At 72.5% G+C, this 19837-nt stretch carries 18 protein-coding genes; 8 read left to right on the top strand and 10 right to left on the bottom strand.

Going from position 1 to position 19837, the window contains the following annotated elements; all coding sequences use genetic code 11:
* Positions 1 to 23: 23 nt before the first annotated feature.
* Positions 24 to 1112 carry a cobalamin-dependent protein gene (locus I003_RS0111265; protein WP_027771623.1) on the bottom strand — a complete coding sequence of 363 codons (1089 nt, stop codon included), beginning with the start codon at positions 1110 to 1112 and terminating at the stop codon, positions 24 to 26.
* A complete protein-coding gene (locus I003_RS0111260) occupies positions 1109 to 2773 on the bottom strand; it encodes a PP2C family protein-serine/threonine phosphatase (RefSeq protein ID WP_027771622.1) in 1665 nt (554 codons plus the stop codon). The genes I003_RS0111265 and I003_RS0111260 overlap by 4 nt, the downstream gene beginning before the upstream one ends.
* A gap of 305 nt (positions 2774 to 3078) precedes the next feature.
* Between I003_RS0111260 and I003_RS0111255 the strand changes: the two genes are divergently transcribed.
* Together I003_RS0111255 and I003_RS34190 are read left to right on the top strand one after the other, a co-directional pair.
* Complete coding sequence (locus tag I003_RS0111255) at positions 3079 to 3945, top strand: peptidoglycan DD-metalloendopeptidase family protein (protein WP_027771621.1); 867 nt, start codon at positions 3079 to 3081, stop codon at positions 3943 to 3945.
* A gap of 348 nt (positions 3946 to 4293) precedes the next feature.
* A complete protein-coding gene (locus I003_RS34190) occupies positions 4294 to 5238 on the top strand; it encodes an alpha/beta hydrolase (protein WP_051368190.1) in 945 nt (314 codons plus the stop codon).
* Positions 5239 to 5434: 196 nt separating this feature from the next.
* Here the strand turns inward: I003_RS34190 and msrA are convergent, their stop codons facing one another.
* Both msrA and I003_RS0111240 read right to left on the bottom strand, forming a co-directional pair.
* On the bottom strand, positions 5435 to 6097 hold the full coding sequence (gene msrA / locus I003_RS0111245; RefSeq protein WP_027771620.1) for a peptide-methionine (S)-S-oxide reductase MsrA: 663 nt from the start codon (positions 6095 to 6097) through the stop codon (positions 5435 to 5437).
* A 73-nt stretch (positions 6098 to 6170) separates the two neighbouring features.
* Positions 6171 to 7262, bottom strand: coding sequence for a hypothetical protein (locus tag I003_RS0111240; RefSeq protein ID WP_027771619.1), 1092 nt, complete (start codon positions 7260 to 7262; stop codon positions 6171 to 6173).
* Positions 7263 to 7383: 121 nt separating this feature from the next.
* Between I003_RS0111240 and I003_RS0111235 the strand changes: the two genes are divergently transcribed.
* The gene (locus tag I003_RS0111235; protein ID WP_027771618.1) at positions 7384 to 8529 is read left to right on the top strand and encodes a cystathionine gamma-synthase; all 1146 of its coding nucleotides are present in this window, start codon (positions 7384 to 7386) and stop codon (positions 8527 to 8529) included.
* A gap of 57 nt (positions 8530 to 8586) precedes the next feature.
* On the opposite strand, the gene I003_RS0111230 is transcribed toward I003_RS0111235, so the two are convergent.
* The 3 genes from I003_RS0111230 to I003_RS0111220 all read right to left on the bottom strand — a co-directional run bounded on the left by I003_RS0111230 (position 8587) and on the right by I003_RS0111220 (position 9967).
* Complete coding sequence (locus I003_RS0111230) at positions 8587 to 8841, bottom strand: hypothetical protein (RefSeq protein ID WP_037720632.1); 255 nt, start codon at positions 8839 to 8841, stop codon at positions 8587 to 8589.
* Complete coding sequence (locus tag I003_RS0111225; RefSeq protein ID WP_027771616.1) at positions 8838 to 9317, bottom strand: sigma factor-like helix-turn-helix DNA-binding protein; 480 nt, start codon at positions 9315 to 9317, stop codon at positions 8838 to 8840. Before I003_RS0111225 ends, I003_RS0111230 begins: the two co-directional genes overlap by 4 nt.
* Positions 9318 to 9397: 80 nt before the next feature.
* Positions 9398 to 9967 carry a MarR family transcriptional regulator gene (locus I003_RS0111220; protein ID WP_027771615.1) on the bottom strand — a complete coding sequence of 190 codons (570 nt, stop codon included), beginning with the start codon at positions 9965 to 9967 and terminating at the stop codon, positions 9398 to 9400.
* Between the two features lie 238 nt (positions 9968 to 10205).
* Here I003_RS0111220 and ilvA point away from each other — a divergent pair, with 238 nt between their 5' ends.
* The 3 genes from ilvA to I003_RS0111205 all read left to right on the top strand — a co-directional run bounded on the left by ilvA (position 10206) and on the right by I003_RS0111205 (position 13630).
* Entirely contained in the window at positions 10206 to 11429 is a 1224-nt protein-coding gene (ilvA, locus tag I003_RS0111215; protein ID WP_027771614.1) for a threonine ammonia-lyase, read from the top strand.
* A gap of 327 nt (positions 11430 to 11756) precedes the next feature.
* Positions 11757 to 12776, top strand: coding sequence for a daunorubicin resistance protein DrrA family ABC transporter ATP-binding protein (locus I003_RS0111210; protein ID WP_027771613.1), 1020 nt, complete (start codon positions 11757 to 11759; stop codon positions 12774 to 12776).
* A complete protein-coding gene (locus tag I003_RS0111205) occupies positions 12773 to 13630 on the top strand; it encodes an ABC transporter permease (RefSeq protein WP_027771612.1) in 858 nt (285 codons plus the stop codon). The genes I003_RS0111210 and I003_RS0111205 overlap by 4 nt, the downstream gene beginning before the upstream one ends.
* 88 nt (positions 13631 to 13718) lie before the next feature.
* On the opposite strand, the gene greA is transcribed toward I003_RS0111205, so the two are convergent.
* Together greA and I003_RS0111195 are read right to left on the bottom strand one after the other, a co-directional pair.
* Entirely contained in the window at positions 13719 to 14216 is a 498-nt protein-coding gene (gene greA / locus I003_RS0111200; protein ID WP_027771611.1) for a transcription elongation factor GreA, read from the bottom strand.
* A 146-nt stretch (positions 14217 to 14362) separates the two neighbouring features.
* Complete coding sequence (locus I003_RS0111195; RefSeq protein ID WP_027771610.1) at positions 14363 to 14773, bottom strand: DUF4307 domain-containing protein; 411 nt, start codon at positions 14771 to 14773, stop codon at positions 14363 to 14365.
* 113 nt (positions 14774 to 14886) lie between these two features.
* On the opposite strand from I003_RS0111195, the gene mca reads away from it, so the two are divergent.
* The gene (gene mca / locus I003_RS0111190; protein ID WP_027771609.1) at positions 14887 to 15759 is read left to right on the top strand and encodes a mycothiol conjugate amidase Mca; all 873 of its coding nucleotides are present in this window, start codon (positions 14887 to 14889) and stop codon (positions 15757 to 15759) included.
* A gap of 4 nt (positions 15760 to 15763) precedes the next feature.
* Positions 15764 to 16189 carry a hypothetical protein gene (locus I003_RS0111185; RefSeq protein ID WP_027771608.1) on the top strand — a complete coding sequence of 142 codons (426 nt, stop codon included), beginning with the start codon at positions 15764 to 15766 and terminating at the stop codon, positions 16187 to 16189.
* A gap of 122 nt (positions 16190 to 16311) precedes the next feature.
* Here I003_RS0111185 and I003_RS0111180 read toward each other — a convergent pair whose 3' ends face one another.
* Complete coding sequence (locus tag I003_RS0111180; protein WP_199784274.1) at positions 16312 to 19644, bottom strand: tetratricopeptide repeat protein; 3333 nt, start codon at positions 19642 to 19644, stop codon at positions 16312 to 16314.
* Positions 19645 to 19837: the final 193 nt, after the last annotated feature.

Here is a 19837-nt window from a genome sequence, read left to right as displayed (position 1 = left end):
GGCCGGTGGAGGGCCGCACCCGTTCATCCCGGACGGCCGGAGGCGTCGTCCCGCTCGACGAGGAACCGGCGCCCCGCCGAGAGCTTGCCGAGAGCCCGCGGCCGCCCCTCCAGCCGGCCGGCCAGGGCGTCCACCATCGTGAGGAGGCAGCGCAAGTCGGCCGAACGGGCGGAGAGGTAGGCCCGCGCGAAGGCGAGGTGCCAGGTGAACACGCGCTCGTCGTCGACATAGACGGCGGCTGCCAGCGAATCCAGCATCCGGCCGGGAAACCCGGCGCTCTCCCCGTCCTTGACGCCGGAGCCCCGTTCCGAGCCGGAGCGCCCGGGCCCGTCGCCGCACGCGTCGCGCAGTGCGGCGGCCAGGTGCTCCAGCAGCCCGGGGCGCTGCCTGACGAGCATCGCGTACGCCTCGACAGCCTCCGCCTGCACCGACGACTCCCCCCGCAGCACCGGCGGCCAGCGGCGCAGCAGCGCTTCCGCGGCGCCGCGGGCGTCGGCCGCGTACAGGTCCGCCCCCAGGGCGTACGCCCATGTGCCCCCGGGACCGAACCCGCTCCCGCCCGCGATGACGGGAACGCCGGCCGACCGGCAGATCTCGATCTGCCGGTGCGCGAGCGGAAGGTTCGTGGGCAGCGTGCACGAGATCGCGACCACGTCGGGACCGCTCTGGTGGACGTCCGAGAGGAGCGCGTACGGGGACACCGACCCGCCCAGCGAGCGCACGTCGAAACCGTGCAGTCGCAGCACCTCTGTGAGGATCTCGGAGGGGAGAACGTGCCATTCGCCGTCGCTGCACGCCACCAGGAGGTGGCCCTTCGAACCGGTCCCGGCGGGGGAGCGGGCGCTGCCGCGGGCAGCCGCCGCCACCTCGGCCACCGTCCGCCTGCTGACATGGGTGGCCGCGTGCTCCCGCGCCACCGTCCACGCGCCGGACGCCCACCGCTCGCCGACCCGCACCTGCGCGGGCGCCACCAGCCGGAGCAGCACGTCCTCCGCGCTCACACCGCTCCTCACCAGGCCGGCGGCCAGCTCGATCGCCCCGTCCTCGTCCGCGTCCGCCAGGCAGGCGTCGAAGCGGGCATGGGCGGCTTCGGTGATACCGCCGTCACTCATGGGCTCCCGGCCTTCCCCGGCGATCGCGGACCCGCGCGGCTCCCGGACCCGCGGTGCCGTGCGGAGCCGCGGAGGGGAGGCGCCTGAAGGGTGAGAACGCAGATGTCGTCGTGCGGCCGGCCGGCAAGCCATTCGGTCGTGAGGAGTTCCAGCCGCTCGGCGACCGAGGCCGCCTGCATGTCGGTACACCCGGCCAGCGCCTCGACGAGGCGTTCGTCGCCGAATATCTCCCGCCCGCTCGCACCGCCACGCGCTTCGGTGACGCCGTCGCTGTAGAAGAGGATCAGCTCGCCGGGTTCGAGAAGGAACTCCGTACGGCCGAAGCTGGGGTCGGGCACCGCTCCGACGAGCGTACCCTCGCAGGGGATCTCCTCCACCCGTCCGTCGCCGCGCAGCGCCAGCGGGGAGAGGTGGCCGCCGCCGGCGATCTCCACCTCCACCGAGCCGTCGTCGCGGGGGCGGGCGGAGCCCGTGATCAGGGTCGTGAAGCGGTGGTCTTCGCTGATCACGAGGTCGTTGAGCAGATGCAGGTCACGCAGGGGTTCGCTCTCCTGCGCAACCATGGACAACGTCCGCATGCTCTGCCGCAGCCGCCCCGCCAGCACCGCGGCCTCCGCGCCCTTGCCGGAGACGTCGCCGAAGAAGAACGTGACCCCGCCGGCGGCGGAGGGGGCCACGTCGTAGAAGTCGCCGCCGAGGTCCAGCGCCTCGGCTCCCGGCCGGTAGGCGGCGCCGAGCCAGATGCCGGCGGCGGACGGCAGTGGTGCGGGGGCCATGCTGCTCTGCAGCACGGAGATGGTGTGGGCCTGCTGCGAATAGAGTTCCGACGTCGCCATCGCGAGCCCGGCCCTCAGGGCGAAACGGCGCGCCAGTTCGATGTCCGCGTCGTCGAAGCCGTCACGCTCCGGGCGGCGCACCATGATCAGCGCGCCGGCCGGCACGCCCCCCGCGTCGAGCTGGACCACGAGCGGGTGTCCGGAGTGAGCGAGTCGCTCGGGCATGAGGCCGTCGAGCGCGCCCAGCCCCCGCGGGCTTACGACGGTGGGGCGCGGCTGGAGTCCGTACAGCGCGTTCGCGACCTCGGGGACCTCTTCGAGCGTCTCGACCGACACCTCCCCGGAGGCGCGGGCGTCACCCGGGCCCGCCCGGTGCCAGTCCGTACGGCGCCCCCGCGCGGGCAGGACGACCACGGAGGCGTCGGCCAGTTTCGGGGTGACGATCTCGACGAGCGTACGGGCCGTGCGGCTGTGATGGAGCGAGGCGCCCAGGCGCTGGGTGGCCTCCTCCAGGAAGGCCGACCTGTCGCGATCGTCGACGAGCGCCGCCCCTGCCTCCTGCTTGCCGTCGACCTGACTGACCAGCCACACGGCGAGTCCGCCGGCGGCGCGCAGCCGGCCGCGGAGCCTGCGGCCCTCGTGGGCGGCGGAGAAGCCCGTCGCCCCCCGGGCGGCGGCCCGGGCAAGGGGCGCCGCCGCCGGCGTGCCGATCGGCTGCCCGGGGCGCAGCCGGGGAAAGAGGCGGGCGGCGGCTCGGTTGAATCCCCGGACCGTCCCGTCGGTGCGGTCGCAGGTGACGACGGCCTCGTCGACAAGATCCAGCAGCGCGCCGAGCTGCGCGGAGGTGAGGCTCCACGTGCCGGGGGCGTCCCCGTCGTCGGTCATCGGCCACCACCTCTAGCGCGCTTCGCTCCTGCCTCCATAGTGTCCCGGATCATCCGCTTCTGACACTATTCATGCCTTCGTGATCGCGCCTGCCGCGGCGGTACGGCCGGGGGCGACTCCGCCGCGACGCACGCGGGACCGGTCCGGCGTCTCCCGGGGTCGACGGCACCCGTCGGGGCGGCCCGCGCCCGCGCCCGTGAGCCGTTCGTGTACGTCATGCACATATCAAAATCTACGCGCGTAGGGTATGGTGGGCCCGCGCCGGTGTTGCTGTTCGGGTCCCCCTGCAGAAAAAGGGAGTTGACGTGCACGGAAACCATGAGGACGAGGGCGTCCGGAAAGACCGGTCACACGTCGGGATGGACCGGCGCACCTTGCTGCGCGGCTCGGCCGTCACGTTCGGCCTGGCAGCCGGCGGTGTCCTGCTCTCGGGACACCCCGCCCAGGCGCTGGACCTCTACAACCCGTTCAGCGGTTACCCGATGACCGGCAGTTGGCAGGACCACATAGACCGGGGCTCGCTGGGCGGAATCGACTACGCCATGAGCGTCGGCACCGCACTGCCGGCCGCCGGAGCCGGTGTCGTCAGGAACATCCCGTACAACGGCACCGGCGGACACACGGTGACCATCACGCACAGTGACGGATACCGGACGCAGTACATGCACCTCTCGCAGTTCCTGCTCGCCGACGGCGCCTCGGTCGCCAAGGGCGGCACCGTCGGACTCTCCGGCGGTGCGGCCGGAGCCCCAGGCTCCGGAAACTCCACCGGACCTCACGTCCACTGGCACCTGATCACACCCGCCGGCACCCGCGTCAACCCGCTGGACCACCTGGGCGGTGGCGGTGGGCTGCCGAAGACGGCGACGCAGCAGGACGGTGTCCCCGGCCCCGTCATGTGGATGCGGACGCAGAACTGGTTGCGGATCGAGTCCGGTTACACGGGACCCATCGACGGTGTCCCCGGACCCCACACCTACGCCGCGCTCCAGAGGAACATGCGCAACTGGGGCTACACCGGCCCGATCGACGGCGTCCCCGGGCCGAACACCTGGGCCGCGGTCCAGCGGCTGGCCGCCACCTACGGGTACACCGGACCCATCGACGGCGTGATGGGCCCCAACTCCTGGCGGGCCTACAGCCGTTTCATCAACGAAGACCGCTGGGACTGAACCTTCCCGCCCGGCCTGAACCAGCGCCCCTCGCCGGCCGGTCGTGCTCTCAGCTCTGCCGTTCGTCACGCCTGTGCCGGCGTGCGTGCCGAGGTGGTTCGGTACGCGGGCGGTCTGGTGGGGGTGCGGGTGGTCGCCTACCATGCCGACTACCAACGATGTTCGGGTGTGCGAACATCGTTCGCCAATGCGGACCGTGACGTCCCATGGTCCGCGCCACGACAGCAAGCGAACCAGCGGTCGTCCCCGCCGGCTGGGGCCCTCCTCATCCGGTGCCGTACGTGCAGGGCCAGGGGCCTGCCCACCGTTCGGCCCGAAGGCGGCCGCATACAAGGAGGCTCCTTCGACATGTTCCTCTCCCGCACAGCCCCATCCCCGGCCCGGCGGGTGGCGACGGTGGTCGCCGCGCTTGTCACGGCCCTGTTGGCCGCGGTCCTGATCAGTACACAGCCCACGTCGGCCGCCACCCCGGCTGCTTCCGGCGCGCCGGCCGCCGAGCCGCTACAGGACCAGCCGCCGATGGCGGAGAACGACTTTCCCGTCACCCGCGAGGCGGCGTACGGCGACAACCGCTACACCGTCTTCCGCCCCGAGGACCCGCAGGCCCTCGGCACACCCATGCCGGTGCTGGCGTTCGGCAACGGCGCCTGCGCCCACAACAACAACAGCGAGGTCCTTCAGGCGCTGACGTTCGTCGCGTCGAAGGGCTTCGTCGTGGTGAACACCGGGTCGGCCGACGGCTCGGGCACCGGCGTGCCCGACGGCCAGGTCCTCCCCGGGCTGCTGACCGACGCGATCACCTGGGCCGAGCAGGAGCAGCAACGCGCCGGCTCGCCGCTCTACCAGCGGCTGGACCTCACGAAGGTGGCCACCGCCGGCCACTCCTGCGGCGGTATCGAGGCGATGGTCGCCGCCCAGGACGAACGGGTGGGCGCGGCGGCGTCCGTCAGCAGCGGCTTCCTCCCCGACGGCTCCCTCGGCGGCTACACCCCCGACGAACTCGACCGGCTCCACAGCCCGATCCTGTTCATCGACGGCGGTCCCAACGACATCGCGTACAACAACTCCCAGGCCAACTACAACCGGACCACCGTCCCCGCCGTCGTCGGCACCCAGCCGTACGCCGGACACGTCGGGTTCATCACCGGCGCGCAGATGGCCGAGGGCATGACGGTGATGGTCTCGTTCTTCGACATGGTCCTCAACGAGAACGAGGTCGCTCGCTCCTACATCCTCGACCCGTCGGGCCTCGCCTCCCAGGCCCCCTGGCAGGTGAGGACGAAGAACTTCTGACGCTCTGCGCTTGTCCTCCGGATCGACCCCGCCCGGGTCGGGCCGGGGCGATCCGGAGGACAGTGGTGGTCGCGGTGCCGTCGGTGTCGCGGCCCTCTCGACCGCGCCGCGCCCGGTTCGGCGAGCCTGGCGGCCGGCTGCGCCCGCGTACGGCGAAGAGGGCGAGCGGTGTGTTTCCGCACCGCTCGCCCCGGGGTCACTCGGCGCTGGCCACGCCGACCGGACAGGTCACGCCCGTGCCGCCTATGCCGCAGTAGCCGCCCGGGTTCTTCTGCAAGTACTGCTGGTGGTACCCCTCCGCCGGGTAGAAGGGCAGGTCGTCCGCCGGGAGGACCTCCGTGGTGATGTCGCCGTAGCCCGCGTCCGTCAGGACCTTCTGGTACGACGCGCGGGAGGCGTCGGCCGCGGTGGCCTGGGCGGGGGTGTGGGTGTAGATCGCCGAGCGGTACTGGGTGCCGACGTCGTTGCCCTGGCGGAAGCCCTGCGTGGGGTCGTGGGACTCCCAGAAGAGCTTGAGCAGGTCGTCGTACGACACCACCGCGGGGTCGTACACCACCCGGACCGCCTCCGTGTGGCCCGTCCGGCCCGTGCAGACTTCCTCGTACGTCGGGTGCGGCGTGTGCCCGCCCTGGTAGCCGACCAGGGTCGTCCACACGCCCGGGGTCTGCCAGAAACTGCGCTCCGCGCCCCAGAAACAGCCCAGCCCGAAGTCCGCGATCTCCAGGCCCTCCGGGTACGGGCCCTCCAGGGGGTTGCCCAGCACGGTGTGGCGCTCGGGGACGGAGTACGTGGGCGCCGGGCGGCCGGGGAGGGCCTCGTCCTTGGTGACGAGGTGGTTCTTCTGGCGGTTCAGGAACATTCCCGGCCTCCTCCGCTGACGCTGCTGGTGCTCCAGTCCGGGCAACGTATCGCGGCCCTCCGGCATTCCCGCCCTACTTCAGCGCGGCACCCCTGCCGCCCTCGTACCCCGCCACCGCCAGCGCCCGGTACGCCGCGTACTCCGCCGCTGGCTGCTCGCTCAGCGACCACGGCAGCGCGCCCACGTACCCGTCCACGTGCCGCATCTGCGCCAGCGCCTCCTCGTAGCGCTCCGCCCGTACCAGGAAGCACGCCAGCAGATGCCGTACGTGCGGCAGCATCGGGTGGTCCGCCGGGGCGTGGTGGACGGCGTACTGGGCGCCTTCGATCGCCTGCCTGACGACCTCCCCCTCGTACAGCCCGCGCACCAGGTTCGCCTCCGGCAGGTGCTCCCAGACCGCGAACAGCGGCAGCGCCGGCAGCAGGGTCCCGGGCCCGCCGGAGCCGGCCGCGCGCTGCGCGAAGTCGTACGCCGCCTCCCGGGAGCCGTGCCACTTCTCGCACGCGTACTGCAGCGCCGCGAGGTGCGCTCCCATGTGGTCGCCGGCGCGCTGCTCGACCGTGTGCCACAGCTCCTCGAAGTCCGCCTCGCGGTAGTGCGCGCCGCGGGCGATGGCCAGCTCGATGATGTACGGCATGGGGCCGCCCGGCGCCAGCATCGCCGCCTCCGTGCAGACCTTTTTCGCCTCCTCCAGGATCACCGGGAACTCCTCCGCGCCCGACCCGGCCATCCACGCCTGCCGTACCAGGAACTCCGCGTGCACCTCGGCCCCGCCCACGTCCTTGGGCCGCTCCGCCCGCCACGCGCGCAGCCACGCGCCGCCCTCGCCCGGCGCCTGCGCCAGCTCGAAGGCCGCCGCGCCGGCCAGCGTCTGCACCCGCTGCCAGCGCAGCTCCCACTCGTCGTCGGTGAGCGCGAGCAGCCGGGAGGCGGCCTGCCAGTCCTGGTCCTGCTGCAGCTCCTGGAGGACCTCGGCGAGCTGCGGGTCGGGGCCGGGAAGGCGGACGTCGAGCTCGTCGACGGGGACGAAGCCGTAGCCGCCGGCCGGGTCGACGGCCCGCGCGTTCGACTGCAGCACCTCCCGGCCGCCCCGGGCACGCCGCAGCAGGGGTACGGCGACCCATGCGATGAGGGCGATGGCGAGGAGTGCGAACAACAGTTCCATTAATATGTCCTGGCTTCTCAAAGGAGGTGTGGTCCGGGCCGGCACACGTACGGGTCCTCCCCTCCAGCAAACCAGACCGTCGCGCGCGGCGGCCCCCCTCCAGGGCTTATCCTCGGGCCGCATGAGCCAGCCCAGCTTCGAGACCGTCGCCATCCACGCGGGCCAGGAGCCCGACCCGGCGACGGGCGCGGTCGTACCGCCGATCCACCAGGTGTCCACGTACAAGCAGGACGGGGTGGGGGGCCTGCGCGGAGGCTATGAGTACAGCCGTTCCGCGAACCCCACCCGCACCGCCCTGGAGCAGAACCTCGCCGCGCTGGAGGGCGGGGTCCGCGGCCTGGCGTTCGCCTCCGGCCTGGCCGCCGAGGACTGTCTGCTGCGCACCGCGCTGGGCCCCGGCGACCACGTGGTCATCCCGGATGACGCCTACGGCGGCTCCTTCCGGCTGTTCGCGCAGGTCGCGGCGCGCTGGGGGGTGCAGTTCTCGGTCGCGCACACCGGTGACCCGGCGGCGGTACGGGCCGCGCTGACCGACCGTACGAAGGCCGTGTGGGTGGAGACGCCCAGCAACCCGCTGCTCGGCATCACCGACATCGCCGCCTCCGCCGCCGTCGCGCACGAGGCCGGCGCGCTGCTCGTCGTCGACAACACCTTCGCCAGCCCCTACCTGCAGCAGCCACTGGCGCTCGGCGCCGACGTCGTCGTGCACTCCACGACCAAGTACATGGGCGGGCACTCCGACGTCGTCGGCGGTGCGCTCGTCGTGGCGGACCGGGAGCTGGGAGAGCGGCTGGCGTTCCACCAGAACGCGATGGGCGCGGTGGCCGGGCCGTTCGACGCCTGGCTGGTGCTGCGCGGCATCAAGACGCTGGCCGTACGGATGGACAGGCACAGCGCCAACGCGGCGCGCGTCGCACGCATGCTGGACCGGCACCCGCGCGTGACGCACGTGTACTACCCGGGCCTTGAGGACCACCCCGGGCACGAGACGGCCGCGAAGCAGATGCGCGACTTCGGCGGCATGGTGTCGTTCCGCGTCGAGGGCGGCGAGGAGGCGGCGGTCGAGGTCTGCAACCGGGCGCGGCTTTTCATCCTCGGGGAGTCGCTCGGCGGCGTCGAATCGCTGATCGAGCACCCGGGCCGGATGACGCACGCCTCGGCGGCGGGGTCGCCCCTGGAGGTACCGGAGGACCTGGTGCGGCTGTCGGTCGGAATCGAGTCGGCGGACGACCTCCTGGCGGATCTCACGCAGGCGCTGGGCGGCTGAGGCACGGCGGGCGCGGGGTCACCGGGCCGCTTCGCGCGCGGAGCGGCCCCGGCGGCCTCACCAGCCGTCGAAGTCCGGCGTCGTCTGTGCCGGGTGATGCACCCACGCGTCGCTGACCGCCGCCCACACCGTCAGCGTCACCAGCGCCGCGACGAGCAGCAGCCACACACCGGACCGCAGCAGCGTCCGGCGGCGCAGCAGCCGCCGGCCGCGGGCGGCGGCCAGGTGCGCGAGCTGCGGGGGCACGGTGGGGTGCGGGCCGTCGAGCAGGTCGCGTACGGCCTGCTCCTTGCGGGCGGTGATGGAGATCACGACGTCGCCACCTCCCGTCGCGTATGTCCCGGGGCCGGCGTGTGCCTGCTCAGCATGGCGGCGCTGGCCCGCAGCACTATCTGGTGGACCCGCTCGGGCGGCAGCCCCAGTGCCGCCGCGGTCTGCTCCTCGGCGACCCCCTCGGACATGCGCAGCACGAGCACCAGCCGCTCCTGCGGTGAGAGACGGTCGAGCAGGCCGCCGGATGTGCGGCGGTAGCGCCAGGCGGTCTGCGCGTAGCGGGAGACGAGCTGCTGCCTGGCGGTCTCGTACGGATCCTCGCCGCGCAGCCGGTCCCAGCGGGCGTACGTCCCGGCCAGGGCCCGGGTCAGCAGCCGTTCGGCCATCGGGGCGGCGTCCGGCGGCTCGGCCGTGAGCAGGTGCGCGACATGCAGCAGCCGGCCGGCCGCGCCCGCGCAGAAGGTCTCGAACTCCAGGGCACGGCGGCGCTGTTGTGCCGAGCGTCGCTGACGCACCGCGCTGCTCCCTTCACCGCCCTGGTCCCATAGGACGGCAGCCGGGCGCCGGGGTCAAGACTCCGGACGCACCGGCGTCCCTAGCCGTCCCCGTCCCGCGGGTCGGCCAGGCCGTCCCGCTCCCCGCCTTCCCCGCCGTTCCGCCGGCCGGGCAGCCGGGCTTCCTGCTGCCCGGCGTTCGCCTGCGAGACGGAGGTGTTGAACTTGGTGAGCAGGGTGCAGAACGTCTCCCGCTCTTCCGGCGTCCAGTCGGAGGTCAGTCGCGCGACCAGCTCGCGCCGGGAATCCTGCACCTCGTGCAGCCGTGCCGCGCCGAGCGGTGTCAGCTCCAGCACGACGGCGCGGCCGTCCTCGGGGTGCGTGGCGCGCTTGACCAGGCCGCCGTCGACGAGCGGCGCGACCTGCCGGGTCACGGTCGAGGAGTCGATGCCCATTCCGGCGGCGAGGGCCTTGACGCCCGTGGGGCCGTGCTGTTCGAGGCGGTTGAGCAGCAGATAGGCGGCGCGGTCCATCGAATTGCGCATCTGTCCGGCGCCGGCGAGGCGCGTCTGCTCGGCGCGGCGGGCGAAGACGGCCAACTGATGCTGGAGGTCGTTCATCAGGTCGGGCGCTGCTACTGGGGTGTCGGTGGCGGAGAGAGGGGAGGGCATGGACGGTGCTCACTTCGTGAGGACGTTCACGGGCTGCGGATACGGCTTGCGGATATACGGCTGCGGACAGGGCTGGGATACGGCTGGGGGTATGGGCGCGGACCGGTCGGGAGGACAGGGGGTGGACATGCGAATTCGAACTGAGACACAGATTACGCGGCCCCGCCGTTTGCCGTACCGCCTGTGGAAAACCCCCTGTGGAAAACCCCTGTCGTCTCAGCGTGCGAGACTGTCGCCCATGAGCACAGCCGCGGCCGGGGCCGTCAGTCTGGACGACGTACGTGACGCACAGAACATCCTCGGCGGCGTCTCGCGGGTCACCGCAATGGAGGGCAGCAGGTTCCTCTCCAGGCTGGTCGACGCGCCGGTCCATCTGAAATGCGAGAACCTTCAGCGCACCGGTTCGTTCAAACTCCGCGGCGCATACGTGCGCATCGCCGGGCTCGGCGAGGAGCAGCGCGCCCGCGGCGTGGTCGCCGCCAGTGCCGGCAACCACGCGCAGGGGGTCGCCCTGGCCGCGTCGCTGCTGGGCGTGCGCTCGACGGTCTTCATGCCGGTCGGCGCCCCGCTGCCGAAGGTGGCCGCGACCCTGGACTACGGCGCCGACGTACGGCTGCACGGGCAGGTCGTCGACGAGACGCTGGAGGCGGCGGAGGCGTACGCCGAGGCGTCCGGCGCCGTCCTCATCCACCCCTTCGACCACCCCGACGTGGTGGCGGGCCAGGGCACCGTCGGCCTGGAGGTGCTGGAGCAGTGCCCGGAGGTGTCGACGATCGTGGTGGGGATCGGCGGCGGCGGCCTGGCGGCCGGGATCGCGGTGGCGGTCAAGGCGGTACGGCCCGACGTGCGGATCGTCGGCGTGCAGGCGGAGGACGCGGCGGCCTATCCGCCGTCGATCGCGGCGGGGCGGCCGGTGGCGCTGGAGTCGTTCGGGACGATGGCGGACGGCATCCAGGTCGGCAAGCCGGGCGACGTCCCCTTCAAAATCATTGGCGCCTACGTGGACGAAGTGCGTACGGTCTCCGAGGACGCGCTGTCCGCCGCGGTACTGCTGTGCCTGGAGCGGGCGAAGCTGGTCGTCGAGCCCGCCGGAGCGGCTCCGGTCGCCGCGCTGCTGTCCGACCCGGAGGCATTCGGGGGCGGTCCGGTGGTGGCGGTGCTCTCCGGCGGCAACGTCGATCCGCTGCTCGTCCAGCGCATTCTGCGGCACGGCATGGCGGCGGCCGGGAGGTACCTGTCGCTGCGGCTGCGCGTGACGGACCGGCCGGGCGTGCTCGCGACGCTGCTGGGGGTGTTGTCAGAGGCGGACGCTAACGTCCTCGACGTGAGTCACGTGCGGACGGATCCGCGCCTCGGGCTCACGGAAGCCGAAGTCGAACTGCAGCTAGAGACAAAGGGGCGGGAGCACTGTGAACGAGTGCTCACGGCGCTCCGGAAAGCCGGGTACACGGTGACTGCCTGACACACGAGAGCACGAAGCGCCGTCCGCGCCCACCGCGCCGACGGGCACCACGCACCACGGGCACCACGCGTGACGAACCGCTCCCGCGCACCACACGCCGGGCGCGCGCCGCGGCGCCGCCGGTCCGGTGCGTCACGCCTCCACGCGCATGCGCCTTCGGCCCGCCGTCCGCCACCGTGCGCGACCCCTGTCGCTCGCGACTTGACGCGATATATCGCGTATTCTATTCTCCTGCTGTTGTCCGACCGTCCGCCCATGTCTGACATGTCTGGAGAAGTGCCGCCAGACCGTCACCCACCACCGACCATCCAACCTGGGGAGATCTCTATGCCAGGCGCCATCCACGCCGAAGGGCTGGTCAAGCACTTCGGCGATGTGCGGGCACTGGACGGCGTCGATCTCGACGTCCCCGAAGGCTCCGTTCTCGGCCTGCTCGGTCCCAACGGGGCCGGCAAGACCACCGCCGTGCGCGTGCTGACCACGCTGCTGCGGCCCGATGCCGGCCGCGCCGAGGTCGCGGGGATCGACGTCCTCAAGTATCCGAACGAGGTGCGCAGGTCCATCGGCCTGTCCGGCCAGTTCGCCGCGGTCGACGAGTATCTGACCGGCCGGGAGAACCTCCAGATGGTCGGCCAGCTCTACCAGTTGAGCGCGCGTGACGCCAAGGCGCGCGCGGGCGTCCTGCTGGAGCGGTTCAACCTCGCCGAGGCCGCGGACCGCACCGCCAAGACGTACTCCGGCGGCATGCGCAGGCGGCTCGACCTGGCCGCCGCGCTCGTGGTCGAGCCTCCCGTGATGTTCATGGACGAGCCGACCACCGGCCTCGACCCGCGCAACCGGCAGCAGCTCTGGGACGTCATCCAGGAGCTGGTCAAGGGCGGCACGACGCTGCTGCTCACCACGCAGTACCTGGAAGAGGCCGACCACCTGGCGCACGACATCTGCGTCATCGACCACGGCCGCGTCATCGCCCGCGGCACGTCCGACCAGCTCAAAGCCCAGACCGGCGGCGAGCGCGTCGAGGTCGTCGTGCACCAGCGCGACGACATCTTCGCCGCCAGCGAGGTCCTCGGCGCCCTCGGCCAGGGCGAGGTCACGGTCGCGGACCACACGCGCAAGCTCACCGTGCCCGTCAGCGGCGGTGCCCGGCTGCTCGCCGACGTCATCCGGGACCTGGACGAGCGCGGCATCGCCATCGACGACATCGGGCTGCGCCGCCCCACGCTGGACGACGTGTTCATCTCGCTCACCGGCCACGCCGCCGAGAGCGAGAACGCGAACGGGAAGACAAGCGAGGACGGCGACGGAAAGGCCGCCGAAGACGCCGCGAAGGAGACCGCCAAGTGACCGCCTCGACCGCCCCGGCGCGCCCCGCCCCCGCGGGACCGCCCGCCCTGGGAGGTGTCGGCCAGTCCGCCCGTGACTCGCTGGTCGTCGCCAAGCGCAACCTGATCCGCATGTCCCGGATCCCCGAAGTGGTCATCTTCGGCCTGATCCAGCCGATCATGTTCGTGGTGCTGTTCTCGTACGTGTTCGGCGGCTCCATGAACGTCGGCGGCAGCACGAACTCGGAGATCTACCGCGAGTTCCTGATGGCCGGCATCTTCGCCCAGACCGTCACCTTCGCCACCGCGGGTGCCGGTGCCGGTATAGCCGAGGACATGCACAAGGGGCTCATCGACCGCTTCCGGTCGCTGCCGATGGCCCGCGGTGCGGTCCTCACCGGCCGCACCCTCGCCGACCTGGTGCAGACCGCCCTGACGCTGATCGTGCTGGCCGTCGTGGCCGCGCTGGTCGGCTGGCGGTTCCACGAGGGCGTGCCGAAGGCGCTGGCGGCCTTCGGCCTGCTGCTCCTGCTCGGGTACGCCTTCACCTGGGTCGGCGCGCTCATCGGGCTCTCGGTGCGTACGCCCGAGGCGGCCACCTCCGGCGGGCTGGTCTGGCTGTTCCCGGTGACGTTCGTGTCGAACGCCTTCGTGGACTCGGGCAACATGACGGCCTGGCTGCGGCACATCGCCGACTGGAACCCCTTCAGCGCGACCGTGCAGGCGTGCCGCGAGCTCTTCGGCAACCCGGGCGTGGTCCAGTCCGACGCCTGGCCGATGCAGCACCCGGTGCTGGCCTCGCTGATCTACTCCGTCGTCATCGTCGCGATCTTCCGCACGCTGGCGGTGCGGAAGTACCGCAACTCCGCCGGGTAGCCCTCGGCGCCGCACGTCGAAGCCCCCGGCCCGGGAACCTCGGTTCCCGCCGGGGGCTTCACGACGAGCTGCTGCGTCCGACGCGCGGTCAGGCGGCGTACGGCTTGGCGTTGAGGATCGTCACCATCGCCTTCTTACCGTTCGGTAGCTCGTAGCTCGCTTCCTCGCCGACCTTCTTGCCGTTGACACCCATGCCCAGCGGCGACTGCGGCGAGTACGTCTCGACGTCCCCGCTGGCGTACTCCCGGGAGGCCATCAGGAAGGTGAGGGTGTCGCTCTCGTCGCCGTCGAAGGCGATCGTGACGACCATCCCCGGCTCGACGACACCGTCGTCCGGCGGGGCCTCGCCGACCTTCGCGTTCTCGAGCAACTGCTGGAGCTGGCGTACGCGCAGTTCCTGCTTGCCCTGCTCCTCCTTGGCCGCGTGATACCCGCCGTTCTCCCGCAGGTCACCCTCTTCGCGAGCCGCCTCGATCTTCTTGGCGATCTCGGTGCGTGCGGGACCCGACAGGTGCTCCAGCTCGGCCTTGAGCTGGTCATACGCCGCCTGGGTCAGCCAGGTGACGTTGTCGCTGGTCTGGGTCACAGGTGCTCCTTGTCGGTGATGGTTCTGGTGCTGGGGGAACTTCTCATGCGTCTGTGATGCAGCAATCGCCCTACCCAGAAGAATTACGCCTTCGCGGGTGGGGCGAAACCACGATCGTAACAATTCCGGCAGCGAGACGGCGACCGTTATCGCTCGTCGGCAGCCTTGCAGCCGATCAGCTCGGCGTTGGTGCCGCGCTCGGTGGTCCGGATCGACACCACGGTGTCGACGCGCGTCTTCGGCTCGTCGATGCGTACGTCGCGGACGCCGACCTCGGTCTTGTCCGCTGCCAGCGAACGCACCGTGCAGACCGCCTCGACGTCGCTCTTCTTGCGGACCTCGATGTGGGCCTGGACCTCGGTGTCGGACATCACCTGGAAGCGGATCAGCTCCCCGGACGCCTTCGAACCGGCCGTCGCGTCGACAGCGCCCCAGGCCACGAAGCCGAGCAGGGCCGCGCCGAGCACGGAGCCGACGATCTTCAGCCGCCGGTCGGCACGGGCGTCGGCCGAGCGGCCGTAACGGCCCTCGGGCAGCGTTGGGGGCGCACCGGCCATGATGGTCCCTCCCGGCTGAGCGGCTCGCGGCGGCTGGGGGCGGAATGAATTGTCAGTCCGCTCGGTCACTATAGAAGCCGGCCTAGACGACCTGTTACCGAGGATTGAAATCTGTGAGCGATGACCTGCGGCTGATGGCCGTCCACGCACACCCCGACGACGAGTCGAGCAAGGGTGCGGCCACCATGGCCAAGTACGTCTCGGAGGGCGTCGAGGTCCTGGTCGCCACCTGCACGGGAGGCGAGCGGGGGTCGATCCTGAACCCGAAGCTTCAGGGCGATGCCTTCATCGAGAAGAACATGCACGAAGTACGCCGCAAGGAGATGGCCGAGGCACGCGAGATCCTCGGCGTGAAGCAGGCGTGGCTGGGGTTCGTCGACTCGGGGCTGCCCGAGGGGGACCCGCTGCCGCCGCTGCCCGAGGGCTGCTTCGCCCTGAGGGACGTCGACGAGGCGGCGGAAGCGCTTGTCCGGCTGATCCGCTCGTTCAAGCCGCAGGTCATCACGACCTACGACGAGAACGGCGGCTATCCGCACCCCGACCACATCATGACCCACAAGATCACGATGGCCGCCTTCGACGCCGCCGGCGACCCCGCGCGCTACCCGGACGCGGGCGAGCCCTGGCAGCCGCTGAAGGTCTACTACAACCAGGGCTTCAACCGCCCGCGGACCGTCGCGCTGCACGAGGCGATGCTCTCGCGCGGCCTGGAGTCGCCGTACGGGGAGTGGCTGGAGCGGTGGAAGGAGTTCGAGCGCAAGGAGCGCACGCTCACGACGTACGTGCCGTGCGCCGAGTTCTTCCCGATCCGCGACAAGGCGCTGATCGCGCACGCGACGCAGATCGACCCCGACGGGCCGTTCTTCAAGATCCCGATGGAGATCCAGCAGGAGGTCTGGCCCACCGAGGAGTACGAGCTGGCGAAGTCGCTCGTGGACACTTCCCTCCCCGAGGACGACCTCTTCGCCGGTATCCGCGACAATTGACCGCGTGAACACCACATTGGCTGCAGACCTCGTCCCGCTCGCGGAGGAGCTCGACAAGAACAAGGTCACGCCGGGCGTCCTCGGCTTCATCGTCTTCGCGCTGCTCGGCGTCGCGGTGTGGTTCCTGCTCAAGAGCATGAACCGGCACCTGGGCCAGGTCGACTTCAAGGAGAAGACCGACCACGGCGACGCCGGTCCGGACGGCGGGCGCACGGACGGCGAGGGGCCGGGAGACGGGGGCGACCCGCGTGACGACGCGCCCCGTGGCGACGCCCCGCGCGGCTCGGCCCCGCGGGGTGACGCCCCCCGCGGCGGCGCCCCGCGCGGCGACGGCCCTCGCGGCGACGGACCCCGCGGTGAGTCGCCGCGCACCCCGGCGCCGGCGGACAGCCCGGCGGCGGACAGACAGCCCGTGGGCCGCCGCCGCTGACGACGGGCGCCGGCGTACGGGCACGGCCCTGCGGCCGGCACGGACCGGATCCGCGCCGGCGGGGCGGTGCCGCCGCCGGACACGGCCGGGCCGCCGCCCGCGCCCGGCTCCCGGGGTGCCGGCTAGCCCGCCAGGGCGTCGTCGTCCGCGGAGGACGCGCCGTCCAGGGGGACACCCATGACCTCCCGGGCGTGGCGGCTCGGGACCATGCCCAGGCGCCATGCCTGCCAGCCCGTCTCGGGCTCCACACCCCGCTCCAGCACGAGCTGGAAGGTCTCCGCGTAGTCCTCCAGCGCCGGGTCGATCACCCCGCGGCGCCCCGCGGTCGCCGTACGCAGATCGTCCAGCAGCTCCGACAGCTCCTGCTGCGCCACCGCGGCGCCCACCACCGAGCCGCCCGGGGAGGCGAACGGCAGCAGCGTGCAGCGCAGGAACCGGGCCCAAGTGGCCCCGCGCCGGTCACCTATGCCCGCGAACAGGTCTATCGCCGTGTCGGCCAGCTCCAGCGCCTGCCCCGCGCGGCCGTTGCCCGCGTCGATCACCGCCAGCTCGATACACGACCACGCCTCGCCGTGGGCCACGCCCACCCGGCGGAAGTCCTGCCGGGCGTCCTGGAGCAACTGCCGGGCGAAGCCGCTGTTGCGCAGGGTGCCGGTCTGCTCGGCGCGCAGGTCACGGGTGACCCGCGCGGAGTGGTGCCGCGCGCAGGCCAGCCCGTAGACGTCGCGCATGCGGCTGAACATCGACCGGGAGCGCTCCAGCGCCCGCACCGCCGACTCCCGCTTGCCGGCGCCCTCCTGGGCCTGGCCGAGGTAGTACAGCGTCCATGCCTCGCCGCGCGCGTCGTCGTTCTCCCGGTGCCGGGCGAGGGCCGCCTTGAGCTGCGTCACCGCCGTGGCCGCGTCGGCGTCGACCAGCCGGGCGCGGGCGAGCTGCGTCATCGCCCATGCCTCGCCGCGGCCGTCGCGGGTGCGCGCGTACTGCTCCAGGGCCTCCTCCAGTTGCTCCTCGGCGCCGGGGACGTCGCCCATCCGCAGCCGCACCTGCCCGAGCTGGAAGTGCGCCCACGCCTGGCCGTGCACGCTCTCGCTCTCCCGGTGCAGCGCGAGCGCCTGGTCCAGCAGCGCCAGCGCGTCGGCCAACTGCGCGCGGTCGCGCAGCACGGCCGCCAGTGCGTGCAGCGTCCAGGCGCGGTCGCCGCGCATGTTCTCGCCCCGCTGCATCTGCAGGGCCTCGCGCAGCTTCGCCTCCGCCTCGCGCAGGCTGCCCTGCTGCTGCAGGGTGATGCCCAGATCGCGCAGGGCGCGGGCGGCGCCTGCGGAGTGCTGCGCCTCGCGGTAGAGGTCGACCACGGACGACAGCGTCGAGCGGGCCTTGTCCAGCTCGCCGAGCTGCCGGGCGGCGACGCCCGTACGCCACTGCACCGAGCGCATCAGCAGCCCCTGGTCGGCGGCCTTCGTCAGCTCGTTCAGCTCGCCGAGGCGGTACAGATCACCGCGCAGCAGGCAGTAGTCGGCGAGGGCGCCCAGCAGGTGCAGCACGGCGGCCTGGTCCACGCCTTCGGCGTGCCGCAGGGCGGCGGTGATGAAGCTCTGCTCGTCGTCCAGCCAGCGCAGCGCGGAGTCCAGTGAGGTGAAGCCGTGCGAGCCGAACCGGTCGGCGCGCGTCGACGTACGCCCGTCGACCAGCCGGATCACCGAGTCGGCCAGCTCCGCGTAGCTGCGGATCAGCCGTTCGTGCGCCGCGGCGCGCACCTCGGGGTCCTCCTCGTCGAGCAGCCGTGCGTACGCGAAGCGGCGCACCAGGTCGTGCACCCGGAAGCGGGAGCTGCGCACGTGCTCCACCAGCCCGGCCCGGGCCAGCGCGGTCAGCCGCTTGCCGGCCTCCTCCTCGCCGACGTCGAGCAGGGCGGCGCAGGCCGCCGCGCCCAGGCTCGCCCGGCCGACCAGCGACAGCCGCCGCAGCAGCGCCCGGGCCGGCTCCGTCAGGTCGCCGTAGCGCAGCCACAGGGCGCGCTCCACGGGCTCCACCGGCCCGTAGGCGTCCAGCGCCTCGGCGAGCCCGGCCAGGCCGCGCCCGTCCAGCGCGGACCCGGCGATGCGCAGGGCCAGCGGCAGCCCGCCGCAGAGCTGCCCGATGCGGTCGGTGGACTGGGCGTCGTACGGGTCGGAGGACCGCTCCGTGCCGTCCGCCCGCTGGGCCATGGCGCTCAGCAGCTCCTCGGCCGCGGCCGGCTCCAGGCCCTCGACCGGCATGTGGTGCACCCAGGCGTCGAGGTCGGCGGGCAGCTCCAGCCGCTCCCGCGAGGTCACCAGCACCAGGCTCTCGGAGCGCTCGGGCACCAGCAGCCGGACCTGCTCGGCGTCGACCGCGTCGTCCAGCACGATGGACACCGGCAGCGACGTCAGATGCTGGTGGTACAGCTCGACGAGACGGCGCAACTGGGCGTCGTGCGCCGGGCGGTCCCGGAACATGAGCTGGTCGCGCGGGGCGCCGAGGCGGTTGAGCAGGTGCAGCAGCGCGTCACGGGTGGGCAGCGGGTCCTCGTCCATGCTCTGACCGCGCAGGTCCACCACCACGGCGGCGCGGAACTGCTCGCGCAACTGGTGGGCGGCGCGGACCGCGAGCGTGGTGCGCCCCGCCCCGGGCGGCCCGTGCAGCACGACGACGGTCGGCTTGGTCTCCGTGCTGGCGCGGCCCTGCTGCACCCACCCGGCGATCCGGGTGAGCTCGGCCTTGCGGCCGACGTGGACCGCGGAGGCGTCGGGCAGTTGGCGGTAGGACTGCTCCAGGGTTGCCCGCTGCCGTGCCTCCTGGCTGCGGTTGCGGCGCGACTGGTCCGTGCCCCCCGCGGCCGTGCCCGGCCCGGCGCGGTCGGCGGCGGGCTCGGGGCGGCCGCCCTTGCGGGTGTGGGCCGAGAGCATCCGCTGCTGGTCGAAGAAGGGACGCACGCCGCGCAGCTCCAGTGCCGTCAGCCACTGCAGCCGGAGCTGCTCGGGGCCGCCGGGCTGGCGGGCCGCGCCCGAGCGCGTGTTACCCGAGAGCCAGTGGGCCAGGCCGATCTGGACCAGGCCCGCGGTCAGCCCGGCGAGGCCGGCGGCCACGCCGGTCCAGAGCGCGGCCGTGGACCCGAGGCCCTCCTCGGCGGAGACGAGCAGGGCGATCGCGGCGGCGGTGAGCGTCGCGGTCACGGCGGGCCCGATCGACTGCGGGGTGAAGCGCTCGGCGAGCGAACGCCGGCCGGCCGCGGCCTCGTCCAGCGCGCGCACATACGCCCCGTACTCCTCGGCGGCGCGCTCCGCCATGTCGTCCAGCGCCGCCCGCGCCCGGCCGAGCAGCACCACGCCGTCGGTCCGGCCACCGGAGCGGCGCACTTCTTCTTCGACCGCGCGGGTGAGAAGAAGCTCCGCCTCCCCCCGATGCTTGTCGCGCAGTCGGGACGCTGTGCCCGGCATGTGCTCCCCTCCCATACCCGTTGCCCGCTCGTGCAGTTGCCCTGCCAAGTCTTCCGCGTTTCCCGGGCATTCGGCATCCCCCTGTGGATAACTCGGCCGGATGACGAGGTGAATGAAGAGCTGATAACACCGCGTATCCGGTCCGTGAGCGGAATTGGGGAGCCGCGAAAAGCGCGGACCGGCGGGTGCGACG

Source organism: Streptomyces sp. CNQ329 (assembly GCF_000482585.1).
The sequence above is the reverse complement of the archived record's forward strand: the minus strand, read 5'-3'. Positions and strand labels throughout refer to the sequence as shown.